Annotated in this window: 13 protein-coding genes; 8 read left to right on the top strand and 5 right to left on the bottom strand. The window is 72.1% G+C overall.

The features are described from left to right. Positions 1-21 precede the first annotated feature (21 nt). On the top strand, positions 22-1056 hold the full coding sequence (locus tag LADH09A_RS13205; RefSeq protein ID WP_238645273.1) for a hypothetical protein: 1035 nt from the start codon (positions 22-24) through the stop codon (positions 1054-1056). Position 1057: 1 nt separating this feature from the next. Here the strand turns inward: LADH09A_RS13205 and LADH09A_RS13200 are convergent, their stop codons facing one another. From LADH09A_RS13200 to LADH09A_RS13185, 4 genes are read right to left on the bottom strand one after another with little or no spacing between them, the layout of a single operon-like run. Beyond that, positions 1058-1621, bottom strand: coding sequence for an SOUL family heme-binding protein (locus tag LADH09A_RS13200; protein WP_238645271.1), 564 nt, complete (start codon positions 1619-1621; stop codon positions 1058-1060). A gap of 32 nt (positions 1622-1653) precedes the next feature. Further along, complete coding sequence (locus LADH09A_RS13195) at positions 1654-2403, bottom strand: YqeB family protein (RefSeq protein WP_238645267.1); 750 nt, start codon at positions 2401-2403, stop codon at positions 1654-1656. 2 nt (positions 2404-2405) lie between these two features. Then, positions 2406-3200 carry an ABC-2 transporter permease gene (locus LADH09A_RS13190; protein ID WP_238645266.1) on the bottom strand — a complete coding sequence of 265 codons (795 nt, stop codon included), beginning with the start codon at positions 3198-3200 and terminating at the stop codon, positions 2406-2408. After that, entirely contained in the window at positions 3197-4093 is an 897-nt protein-coding gene (locus LADH09A_RS13185; protein WP_238645265.1) for an ABC transporter ATP-binding protein, read from the bottom strand. The genes LADH09A_RS13190 and LADH09A_RS13185 overlap by 4 nt, the downstream gene beginning before the upstream one ends. 132 nt (positions 4094-4225) lie before the next feature. Here LADH09A_RS13185 and LADH09A_RS13180 point away from each other — a divergent pair, with 132 nt between their 5' ends. From LADH09A_RS13180 to LADH09A_RS13165, 4 genes are all read left to right on the top strand, one after another. Beyond that, complete coding sequence (locus LADH09A_RS13180) at positions 4226-5485, top strand: sensor histidine kinase (protein WP_238645263.1); 1260 nt, start codon at positions 4226-4228, stop codon at positions 5483-5485. After that, a complete protein-coding gene (locus LADH09A_RS13175) occupies positions 5464-6264 on the top strand; it encodes a response regulator (protein WP_238645311.1) in 801 nt (266 codons plus the stop codon). The genes LADH09A_RS13180 and LADH09A_RS13175 overlap by 22 nt, the downstream gene beginning before the upstream one ends. An 89-nt stretch (positions 6265-6353) precedes the next feature. After that, positions 6354-7784, top strand: coding sequence for a DUF234 domain-containing protein (locus LADH09A_RS13170; protein ID WP_308194549.1), 1431 nt, complete (start codon positions 6354-6356; stop codon positions 7782-7784). Between the two features lie 88 nt (positions 7785-7872). Continuing rightward, positions 7873-8361 (top strand): hypothetical protein, encoded by a 489-nt coding sequence (locus LADH09A_RS13165; protein ID WP_238645257.1) that lies wholly within the window; start codon positions 7873-7875, stop codon positions 8359-8361. A gap of 111 nt (positions 8362-8472) precedes the next feature. Here the strand turns inward: LADH09A_RS13165 and LADH09A_RS13160 are convergent, their stop codons facing one another. After that, positions 8473-9246, bottom strand: coding sequence for a D-Ala-D-Ala carboxypeptidase family metallohydrolase (locus LADH09A_RS13160; protein WP_238645256.1), 774 nt, complete (start codon positions 9244-9246; stop codon positions 8473-8475). A 304-nt stretch (positions 9247-9550) separates the two neighbouring features. Between LADH09A_RS13160 and LADH09A_RS13155 the strand changes: the two genes are divergently transcribed. The 3 genes from LADH09A_RS13155 (at position 9551) to LADH09A_RS13145 (ending at position 11833) form a co-directional block, all read left to right on the top strand. Further along, on the top strand, positions 9551-10189 hold the full coding sequence (locus LADH09A_RS13155) for a DUF6642 family protein (RefSeq protein WP_238645255.1): 639 nt from the start codon (positions 9551-9553) through the stop codon (positions 10187-10189). A 42-nt stretch (positions 10190-10231) separates the two neighbouring features. Then, on the top strand, positions 10232-10696 hold the full coding sequence (locus tag LADH09A_RS13150; protein WP_238645253.1) for a PPOX class F420-dependent oxidoreductase: 465 nt from the start codon (positions 10232-10234) through the stop codon (positions 10694-10696). Positions 10697-10777: 81 nt separating this feature from the next. Continuing rightward, positions 10778-11833 (top strand): hypothetical protein, encoded by a 1056-nt coding sequence (locus LADH09A_RS13145; RefSeq protein WP_238645251.1) that lies wholly within the window; start codon positions 10778-10780, stop codon positions 11831-11833. Positions 11834-11846 lie beyond the last annotated feature (13 nt).

Below are 11846 nucleotides of genomic sequence, written 5' to 3'. Positions count from 1 at the left end.
TCGGCCCGCTACCGTCCACGGATGCGATCCGCGCGCCCGGTCGGGCTGCTGCTCTCCGCCGCCGCCGTCGTGCTCTGGGCGTACGGGATGACCAGGTGGCAACCGCTGACCGAGCCGCTCGGCCCGTGGTCGGAGAGGCTGCCGGGCAACAACGCCTACTGGGCGCGCGACCTGCGGTTCATGGCGATCATGGCGGTGCCGCTCGGGCTGGTGCTGGCCGGCCGGGGGCAGCGGCGGTGGGGCGGCCCGGCGGTGGTGCTGGGCGGCTGCTGGATCGCCGCCGACGTGGTGGTCGACCGGGCCGACCCCATCGGCGTGCGGGCGACGGTGCTGCTCGCCGTCGCCGGCTGCGCCGTGCTCGGTGCGCTGGCAGGGATGCTGTGGTGGCGGGAGCGCGGCGCGCAGCCAGCCTGGGATTACGACAGGCAGTCGACGGGGGAGCGCGGCACGCCGTCGGCGGCCGCCCGGCGGGTGCTGACCGGCGCGGCCTGCGTGGCCGGGGTGCTCACGCTGGTGGCGGCCGGAATGGAGTCACCGACCGACCGGGAGCCGGAGCTGAACCAGGGCGCCCTGGTCACGGCGGCGCTGCTGGTGGCCCTGGCCGTCGGCGCCGCGCTGGCGGCGGCTCCGGCGCGTACCGGGGCTCGGGTCGGGCTGGCGGCCGGTCTCACCGTGGCGGCCCTGCTCGGGGTCGGGCTGGTCCGTGCCGCCGCGCCCGGCGAACGTTTCCTGCCGGAGGTCGGTCTCGGGGCGGTGCTGCTCACCGGGGTCACCCTGCTGGCCTGGGACTGGCCGGGTGGCCGACCGGTCTGGCGGCACCACGCCCTGGCCGCGCTCATCGCGTTGGTGGGTCCGGTGGTCTTCCTGGTGGCCACGGCCGTTCCCATGATGCTCATGCTGCCGATCGGCGCGACGTTCACCTCGCTGGCCGGCAACAGCCCGATCAACGCCGCCGACTCCGATGTGCTGGTCTCCCTGGTCGGGCTGATCGCCGGGCTGGGAGTGGCGGTGCTGCTGGCGCGGCCGAGCGTGGAGGACCGTCGGCGGCTCAGCTAGCTCATTCGACGACCGGCAGCACGACCTCGTTGCGGCGCAGGAACCACGGTTTCCACGGCAGGTCGAAGCGGGCGTACCGGATCGCGCCGGTGGGTTGCAGCCCGGCGGCCGTGACCGACCGACCGAGCATGGTGGCCCGCTGGCTGAACGCCTGCTCCGTCCACCGGCCCGAGAAGCGCATCGCCGCCGCCAGTTGCGCCGGAACCTCGCGGATCCGCACCCGGGCGTCCACGGGCTCGGGCAGGGTGGCGGCGGTGAAGGTGGCCGGCATGACGAACTGGACCAGGTACGCGCCCGGCCACTCACCCTCCACCTGCACCACCGGCACCGTCATGGCGATCTTCTCCGAGCTGCCGGGCGCGGCCATCGCCGGCGTGCTGGGCCCGATCGGGTGCCGAGCCCGGTTGGCGCCCCCGATGTACGCGGCCAGCGGCCGGAACGCCTCGATCGGCGCCCGGGTGAACGACGCCTGGATCTGCATCTCGGCCACCAGGTGGGCCGGGTACCGACGCAGCTCGAAGCCGGGGTGGCGGGACACCACCCGGTACGGCTGCTGTTCGGTCATGGCGCGGCTCCCAGGGTCTGCTGGGACAGACGCTACCGCCCGTCCGGCTCCCGCTCGGCCGAAGTCGACTGCTCCGATCCCGGGGCGACAGCCCGGGCGGACAGTCGCCAGTACTGCCGCTTGCTCTCGTCGCGCAGCACAACCCCGATCAGGCCCAGCTCACGGCGCAGCTCGCGGGCGTCGTCGCGGCGGTCCCGCCCGATCGCCCGTTCGCGGGCGCGCAGCAGTGCGTCCGCGCCGGCGGGCAGGCCGGGCAGGTCGGGCACCCACAGCCGGTACGCCGAACGGTGCGGGTCGTCGTCCGCCCAACCCCAGCCGTGCGTGCGGAACGCCGCGGCCAGTTGGGTGGCCGACAGGTCCGTCGGCTCCCGGACGAGTTCCGCGCCGTCGGCGTCGAGCAGCACGAGGTGCTTGTCGGCGAGGAAGACCACCCGGGTGTCGACGCGTGCGATGGTGCGGTCCTCCTCGGAGCGGCGCAGCCGGACCTGCGCCGCGTCGACGGTGACGATCAGCCGCTCGGCGGTGCCGATCCCGGCGACGACCAGGCCGGCCAGGACGCCCACCGCGACCGTGCCGAGGGTGGCCTGCGGCTCGGGCAGCCGGTCCAGCCACTCGATAAGGTCGCCGAACGGCACCCAGGGCAGCCGGGCGAGCCAACCCGTCGTCGCCGCGAGGAGCCATCCCGCGCCCGCGCCGAGCAGCGGAAAGCCGCCCCACATGACCGCCAGCTCCACCGGGCCGCCGCTGACCACGGTGCGTGGTCGGTAGCCGGCCGTGTCCATGGTCAGGACACCTCGCGGCGCAGCGTCCGGAACAGCCCGGCGGCCAGCGGGAGGACCATCCAGACCAGCAGGGACACCACGATCCGCCCCCACTGCTCCCCGGTGAGCGCGTCGCTGCTGAACAGCGGTTCCATGGTCTTGCTGGTGTCCAGCCACTCGGACGGGCCGCGCAGGGGCCGGACCATCTCGCCCAGGACTCCCCAGACGGTGGGCAGCAGGAAGTAGCCGACGATGGCCAGCGGCGGGTTGAGCAGCAACAGACCGAAGGCGGCGCCCATCAGCACGCTGGTGACCTGGAGGATCACCGCGTTCAGGATCAGCGACCCGTCGAGCTGCCAGGTGCCCGCTCCGCCGGTGGCGGAGGCCACCAGCGTGCCGACGGCGGCGAGGGCGAGGCTGGCCACCACCGAACCGAGCGCCGCCACCATGACCGCGACCAGTTTCGCGGTCACCACCCGCTCCCGGCGGGGCACCAGGGCGTACGTGGTGAGAGCGGTCCGTTGCGACCACTCACTGGTGATCGAGAGGATGCCGAGCACCGGCAGCAGCACCCCCACCGGCAGCAGCGAGGGGACGAAGAAGCTGCCGAACGTCTGGTCGGCCTCCTCCGCGTAGATCAACTGGAGGGTGACGACCACGGCGGCGATCAGGCCGATGGTGATCAACAGCCAGCGGCCGGCCCGGGTGTCCACGAGCTTGCGCAGTTCCACGCCGGTGAGGCGGAGCAGCGACGGTCGGCGTACCGGAGTGTGCTGCCGAGGCGCGACGGCGCCGGCGGCGGGCGCGGTGGTGGTCATCGGACGGCCTCCTTGGTGGATTCGCCGGCGGTCAGGGTGAGGAAGAGTTGTTCGAGGCCACCGCCGCTGGCGGGGCGCAGCTCGGCCAGCGCGACGCCGGCATCAGCGGCGGCCTGGCCGACCGCCTCGGCGTCGGCCTGCACGAGCAGTCCTTCGGAGCTGTCGGCGGCGCTCAGGTTGGCCGCGTCCAGCGCCCGGCGCAACGCCGCGCCGTCGCGGGCCCGGACCACCGTGCCGCCACCGGCCAGCAGCTCGTTCTTGTCGCCCTGGGCCACGATCCGGCCGCCCCCGATAACCACCAGCCGGTCCGCGACCGCCTCCACCTCGCGCAGCAGGTGGGAGGAGAGCAGCACGGTGCCGCCCCGGTCCGCGAAGTCGCGCAGCAGGCCGCGCATCCAGAAGATCCCCTCCGGGTCCAGGCCGTTGGCCGGCTCGTCGAGGATCAGCACCCGGGGGTCGCCGAGCAGCGCCTGCGCCAGGCCGAGGCGCTGGCGCATACCCAGCGAGTACGCCCGTACCCGACGCTTCGCGGCCACCGCGTTCAACCCGACCAGGTCGAGCTTCGCGGCGACCTCGCGCCGGTCCAACCCCATGGTGTACGCGGACAGCGTCAACGCCTCGCGGCCGGTGCGCCCGGCGTGCTGGGCGGAGGCGTCCAGCAGCACCCCGACCTCCCGTCCCGGGTTGGGCAGCTCCCGGTACGGGCGCCCGGAGACGGTGGCGCGGCCGGCGCTCGGCGCGGTGAGCCCGCAGATCATGCGCATGGTGGTCGACTTGCCGGCGCCGTTGGGGCCGAGGAAGCCGGTCACGGTGCCCGGCTCGCAGTGGAACGAGACGTCGTCCACCGCCGGGTGTGGCCCGTATCGCTTGGTGAGGTTCTCCACGGTGATCATGTGGTCGAGCCTGCCCGCGCCGCCCGGCCATCCGCTGCGGCCGCCGGTCGATGCCGTACCGACCTTGGTCGACTCGCGGGTCTCGACTTTGGTAGCTGGTCGTGGTGCCCGTCGGCTGCCTAGCATGGTTGCGTGACCAGCCTCGCCGTGCCGGAACACCCCTGGCTGTTGCCCGGGGCGCTGGCCGGCGCGGTCAGCCCGGACGCGGCAACCCGTCGGCCCCGGCGCACCACCCGGGACTGGGCGGTCGACACCCTGGCCTTCCTGCTCTCCCTGCTCTGGGTGCTGTTCGTCACCGCGGACGCCCTGTCGCCGGATCCGGCGATGGCGATCCCGCTGCCGAGCGACTGGCTGACCGGCGTGGACGCGCTGCTCGGTCTGGTCTGCTGCGGGCTGCTCTGGCTACGCCGCCGGTGGCCGCTCGGGTTGATCGTGGCCACGACACCGCTGACCCTGTTCTCGCTGGCCTCCGCCATTCCGCTGCTGATCTTCTACTTCACCGTGGTGGTGCATCGACGGACGGCCGTCGCGATCGCGGTCACCGGCGCCGGCCTCCTCACCAACCTGGTCTTCAGTTGGGTGCGTCCGGATCCGCACATGTCGTACTGGGAGACCGCGTCGTGGGGCGTGGTGCTCAGCTTCGCCGTGCTGGCCTGGGGGATGTTCGTAAGGGCTCGGCGGCAGTTGATCGTGTCGTTGCGGGAGCGGGCCGAGCGGGCCGAGGCGGAGCAGCAGCTGCGGGTGACCCAGGCCCGTCACCTCGAACGCACCCGGATCGCCCGGGAGATGCACGATGTGCTGGCGCACCGCATCTCGCTGCTCAGCCTGCACGCCGGGGCACTGGAGTTCCGCCCGGACGCTCCCGCGGACGAGGTGGCCCGGGCCGCCGGGGTGATCCGGGGCAGCGCGCACGCCGCCCTTCAGGACCTGCGGGAGGTGATCGGGGTGCTCCGGGCCGAGAGCGACGGTGGCGGTGACGCCCCGGAGCCGCCGCAGCCCACCCTCGCCGACCTGCCGGCCCTGATCGCCGAATCGCGGGCAGCAGGGGTGCGCGTCAACGTCAGCGACAGCGTCGCCAGGGCGGGGGAGGTGCCGGCGGCGCTGGGTCGGGCCGCGTACCGGATCGTGCAGGAGGGGTTGACCAACGCCCGCAAGCACGCGGCCGGCGCGGCGGTCAGCGTGGACGTGGCGGGCGGTCCGGGCACCGGCCTGACCGTGGCGATCGGCAACCGCTGGCCGGTCGGCGCACCGGCCGGCGGCACCTTGCCGGGCGCCGGCACCGGCCTGGTCGGCATCAGCGAACGGGTCACCCTCGCCGGTGGCCGGCTCGCGTACGGGCGCGACGACAGCGGTGACTTCCGCCTGGCCGCCTGGCTGCCGTGGCCGGCGTGACCGGCCCCTCCGGTGTGCCGGGGGTTCCCGGTGCGGCGGGCCCTTCCGGTGTGACCGGTCCGTCCGGTCCGGCGGAGCCCTCCGGTGCGGCCGGGTCGGAGTCGGCCGTGTCGCCGGTGCGGGTGCTGATCGTGGACGACGACGCGCTGGTCCGGGCCGGGCTCTCGATGATCCTCGGCGGTCTGGCGGACCTGACCGTGGTCGGTGAGGCCGCCGATGGCGGTGAGGTCCCGGCCGCCGTCGCCGCGTACGCCCCGGACGTGGTGCTGATGGACATCCGGATGCCCCGGGTGGACGGGCTGACCGCCACCGAGGCACTGCGCGCTCAGCCGCACCCGCCGGAGGTGCTGGTGCTGACCACCTTCGACGCCGACGATCAGGTGCTGCGGGCGCTGCGCGCCGGGGCTGCCGGCTTTCTGCTCAAGGACACCCCGCCGGCGGAGATCGTGCGCGCCGTGCGCCGGGTGGCGGCCGGTGAGGCGACGCTCTCCCCGACGGTGACCCGGACGCTGATCGCCCACGTGACCGCCGGCACCCCCGGCCCGGCCGGCCCCGACCCCCGACGGGAGCGGGCGCTGCGGTTGCTCACCGGGCTCAGTGAGCGGGAGCGGCAGGTGGCGGTCGCCCTGGGGCGCGGGCACACCAACGCGGAGATCGCGGTGGAGCTGTTCATGAGTGTGGCGACGGTGAAGGCGTACGTCTCCCGGCTGCTGACCCGGCTCGACCTCAACAACCGGGTCCAGGTCGCCCTGCTCGTGCACGACGCCGGCCTGGTCTGAGAGTCCGACGCACGGGCTCAGATCGTCCATCCCCACCGCCGAGCAGGTTACACTCATTTTTGGTTGTTCCATTTTTGGCAGCATCAGGGGTGATCGTGGACGGCTTCGTCGGACGGGACCGTGAGCTCCACCTTCTGGACGGCATGCTCGCGCGGGTGCGACGGGGTGGTCGGGCGGGGCGGCCGGGGCGGGCCCTCCTCATGCGCGGTCGCCGACGCGTCGGCAAGTCCCGCCTGGTGGAGGAGTTCGTCGAGCGGGCCGACGTGCCATATCTCTTCTTCACCGCCTCCGCGCAGCCGACCGTCACAGCCGACCTCGCGCTCTTCGTGGAAACGGCGGCCGCCTCGACGCTGCCGGGGGCACAGATCCTTCGTGAGCAGCAACCGCGGACGTGGGACGCCGCGCTGACCCTGCTCGCCGCCGCGCTGCCGTCCGACCGGCCGAGCGTCGTCGTCCTGGACGAGATGCCGTACCTCATCGCGAGTGACCCGGGCTTCGAGGGAACGTTGCAGAAGGTCTTCGATCGCGAGTTGTCCCGGCTGCCGGTCCTGCTGATCTGCGTCGGATCGGACCTGGCCATGATGGAGGCACTGAACGACTACGGCCGGCCGTTCCACCAGCGGGCCACCGAGATGGTCGTTCCGCCGCTGAGCCCGGCCGACGTCCGCGACATGCTCGACCTGCCCGCCGCCGACGCGTTCGACGCCTACCTGGTGTCCGGTGGTCTGCCGCTGATCCTCGACGAGTGGCCGACCGGCGCGTCCGTCCAGGAGTACCTGACCGAAGCAGTGCGGGATCCAACCTCCGCCCTGTTGGTGAGCGGCGAGCGAGCACTGGCTGCGGAGTTTCCGCCCCAGTCCCAGGCAGGGCTGGTGCTGCGGGCCATCGGCTCCGGCGAGCGGACCTTCTCGCTGATCTCCCGTGCCGCGGGGGATCTTCCACAGGCGTCCCTGAACCGCGCCCTGCGCCTGCTGGCCCAGAAGCGGGCCGTGGAGGTCGCCGTTCCGCTGTCGACCAGGCCGTCGAGGGAAACCCGTTATGCGGTGGCCGATCCGTACCTGCGTTTCTGGCTGTCATTCCTGGGGCCTCACCTGTCCGAGATCGAGCGTGGGCGAGGTGATCTGACCCTGGACCGGATCGTCCGGTCGTGGGCGTCCTGGCGGGGACGGGCCATCGAACCTGTCATCCGAGAGGCGCTGCGCCGGCTGAGTGGCGACCATCTGCCGGCGGAGGCAGCGGTGATCGGCGGCTACTGGACCCGGACCAACGACCCGGAGATCGACATAGTTGGCGCCGACCGGGGGCCCGTCGCTCAGCGCATCAGCTTCGTCGGTTCGATCAAATGGCAGGAGAACCGGCCCTTCGATGCGCATGACCTGGGTCGGCTGCTGCTGCATCGGTCCCGGCTGCCCGGTGCCGACGAGTCGGTGCCGGCCGTCGCCGTGTCGCGCAGCGGCGCCGTCGTCGACGGGATCCGAGTGCTGTCGCCGGAGGATCTGCTTACCGCGTACCAGAATTGAACTTTCGTCCGGTGCCGGCCGTACCCATGCCCGAGGATGTCGGTGCGGTAGGTCCGCCGTACCGCTGCCGAACTGCGGGAGGCCTGCCGTGCGAGTTGGTGAGCAGTCGACGGATCCCATCGATCAGGTACTGGGTGAGGTGCCCCTGCCGGCACCACTGACCCCGGAAGATGTCCGGCTCGCGGTCCGGGCGGTGGTCGTGCACACCGCCGAGGAGTGGCCCACCGGGCCGCTGTGCCGCAATGACGGTGCCTCCTACCCGTGCCGCCTGCACCGCTGGGGGCGACGCGTGTTGGAGACACACGGGCTCAACGAGCGCCAGATCGAGGCGTTGATCCGGCATGGCAACCCGTTCGTGCACGTGCCCTTCCCGTTCACCGCGACCGGGCCGTCCCCCGCGCGTCCCGCCGGAAACCGGCCGGCGACGACCGGCTACTCGGCGCCGGCCGGGCGTACCGGTGGGTTGCCGGCGCGGCAGCAGGCCGCGCGGGTCGTCCCACCGGGCGTACGGCCCACCGCTGCTGGCCGGCCGGTGACACCCCCCGTCACCGCGCCGCGCTGGCCCCGGGCGAGCTGAGCGCACCCCTCCGCCCACCCGACCCGGGGCGACACAACGTCGGCCCGACGCGGATTCCCCCTCCGCGTCGGGCCGACGTCGCTCCGACCGGTCGACCCGGTCGTCGCCGGCTCAGATCCCGCAGTCCGGCGCGGACCAGTTCGTCGTGTTCGAGGTGCCGTCGTTGTTGTTCTCCCGACGCGAGTCGACGTGCACGTGGTCGTCGTGGTCGGGGTAACCCGGCCCGTAGATCCCGCTGAAGCCGTTGTTGCGGGCGCCACGGGCGACCTGGCACAGCGACGACGTCCGTGAGGTGACGTCGGCCGCGTTGCCGTACAGGTGCTGGCTGTCCGACGCGCCGCCGACCTGGTTGTTGCAGGCGCGGCTGCGGTATCCGCTGGACACGTCGAGCGGCTTGTCGCCGAGGCTCTTGCGCAGCGCCTCCAGCTTCCACATGGTGCGCAGCGCGTTCTGCTTGGTCTGGGCCGCCGACAGCGGACCGCCGCCCCATCCACTGCCGCCGCACCCGTTGTCGAGTTCGTTGTAGCTGAAGTGCGCGGGCGTGCAGTCGTTGTCCTGGAGCTGGTACAGCTTCGCGTAGGTCTGTGGGCCGGCGATGCCGTCGGCGCGCAGCCCGTACGCCTGTTGGAACCGCTTGACCGCGGCGGCGGTCTTCGGTCCGTAGCGGCCGTCGTTCTCCACGATGTCCCGGTAGCCGGCCCAGCCGGCGACCCGGATCTGCAGCTGTCGGACGTCGTCGCCGGAGCGCCCCTGCGTGAGGGTGCGGTTCCACGTGTAGCAGCCGTCCGCATACGCCGCTGGCGCGGCGACCACCGCGGCGATCGCTGCACCGGGCAACGCCAGGGCGAATGCGATGGCAGCACGCTTCAAGGTGTTTACGCGCACAGAAGTCCTCCCGATAGGAGAGCGAATGGGGTGGCCACGGGACATCGACCGAGAAGTCCCGCGATCTCCACCCTGACACTGATCGGTGTGGTTGGAGGCGATTAACGAGAATCGTCCTCACAATCCGTGGTCCCTGGGTATTGCCTGGGAATTAGGCTGATTTGCGAAACAGCCATTGGCCGTCGATCGGCTCTTCACGGATCAAGCGCACCGAACGTCGCAATCTGCCACACCGAGGGTGATGTTCCCTGGCCACTGGCGGCCGGTAACGTCAGCCCCGGGCTGCGGACTGGCGGAGGTGCACGTGGCACGCGGTGGCGTCTTCTGTGTCGAGGGTCAGTGGCACCGCGACCTCAACGAGCGGGGCTCCGTGCTGCCCACTCTCGAGTTGTTGGAGCGGCTCGGCAAGATCCGTTTCATCCACAAGGACGCGGCCACCCGCGACGAGTTGTTCTACTTCCTCGATCGCTGGCTGCTCAAGCAGTACGCCGACCACCGGGTCGGCTTCTTCGCCATGCACGGCGAACCGAGCCGGCTCTGCCTCACCGACTGGCAGTCCGTGGAGTTGAACGAGGTGGCCGACCTGATGGCCGGCCGGGCCGAGGGGCGGCGACTCTATTTCGGCAGTTGTTCCGTCCTGCGGGCCTCGGACGCGGTGCTGCGCGAGTTCCTGGAGGTCACCGGCGCCGCTCTGATCTGCGGGTTCACCCGGGAAGTCGACTGGGTCGAATCGGCGGCATTCGAAACCGTCCTCCTCGACGTGCTCGCCAACGGCCAGCGGCACAATGCCGCCGAGCTGCGGATGGGTTCGGCCCACTGGGCGCCGCTCGCGTCGTACCTCGGCTTTCGGGTCATCTACGCCAACGGTCGGGCCTGGCGCCCGTCCGGCCGCCCCCGGGTGCCCACCCAGGCGGTGCACCGCTCCACGGCCCGGCCCCGCTGACCCGCTGCCGCAGCCCTGCCCGCGCCCTGGTAGGAACGGGGAATGGCGCGCAGCATCGCACGGAACACCCGGGTCGACCGGGACAGCCTGCTCGACTTCCTCCGGCCGCGTCACCGCGTCCTGCTGATGACCACCCGGGCCGACGGTCGCCCGCAGTCCTCCCCGGTCTCGGCGGGGATCGACGGGCAGGGTCGGCTCGTCGTCTCGACCTACCCCGAGCGGGCCAAGGTGACCAACATCCGCCGTGATCCCCGGGTCTCGGCGTGCGTGCTCAGCGACGACTGGAACGGCCCCTGGGTGCAGGTCGACGGCACCGCCGAGGTGCTCGACCTGCCCGATGCGCTGGAGCCGCTGGTCGAATACTTCCGCAGCATCTCCGGCGAACACCCGGACTGGGACGACTACCGGGCGGCGATGGTGCGCCAGGGCAAGTCGCTGATCCGGGTCACCATCGACACCTGGGGCCCGATCGCCACCGGAGGCTTCCCCGCCCGCCTCGCCGACTGACCGTTCGTTCGGTGGATCTCCGGGCTGGCGCTCATCGACTACGGTGAGCGGGCAAGATCCACTGACACGAACGGGGACCTCGTGAACACTCTCTCCGCCCCTCGCCGCCTGCTTGCCTGGGCGGTGCCGGCCACCTTGGCGCTCGCCGTCGTCGCACCCGCCCTTCCGGCCCAGGCCGCTCCGGGCGCCACCCCGACCTCCGCCGTCGCCGGTCCGGTCGACAAGGACCTCAACGGCGACGGCGTACCGGACCTGGTGGTCGCCGGCGGCACCGCCGGGCTCGACTCCGGGGTGTGGACGGCGCGGGGCCGGATCAATGCGACCACCGGTGTCGGCACCGGCCGCGTGAAGGTCCCGGCGGTGAACATCGGCGTGTACGGCAACGGCGTTTTTGGCGGGCGCTCGGCGGCCGACTTCGACGGCGCCGAGATAATCACCGGGCGCTTCTTCGGCGGCCCGAATGAGGACTTCCTGGCCTACTACCTGAGCGGTCCAGGCGTGGGCAACGCCAGCATCGTCCGGGGTGCCGGCGACGGCACCATGCCCGACCCCTATCGGCAGGGCAACCAGGGCAGCATCTTCAGCGACTCGCTGATGGACGGGCACGGCAACGTCCCACTTCATCTCGTCAACGCGTACACGGCCGACGGCGTCGAATCCGGCATCCCCGATCTGCTCGGCATCGTGGGTGACGCGACCAACGGCTACCGGCCGGCGTACTACCCGAACGCCTGGGCACCAGGCGTCTACTACTTCCAGGCCTCCATGAACAACGCCACCCCGACGGGCGGCAGCGACTGGCAGAACTGGACGCTGGCCAGCACCGAACTGGCTTCGGGGATGGCGCTGGTGCTGCGGAACGCCACCACCGGTGACCTCTACCTCTGGCAGGGCGTCACGATGACCGACAACGGCGACGGGACCGGCACGCTCGCCTACACCCAGTACCGGCTCGCCTCCGGCTGGAACACCGGCGCGACGATCAGCAGCCTCACCGCCGCCGACCTGAACGCCGACGGTGTGACCGACCTGTGGGCGGTCTTCCCGGACGGGACCGTGCGGGCGTACCTGATCTCGAATCTCTCCACCAGCAAGCCGGCGAAGATCCGGGCGATCCAGGCGCAACAGCTCGGCTGACCTGAGCGGCGGG

This window comes from Micromonospora cabrerizensis (genome assembly GCF_022230955.1).
Taxonomy (GTDB): Bacteria; Actinomycetota; Actinomycetes; order Mycobacteriales; family Micromonosporaceae; genus Micromonospora; species Micromonospora cabrerizensis.
The sequence above is the reverse complement of the archived record's forward strand: the minus strand, read 5'-3'. Positions and strand labels throughout refer to the sequence as shown.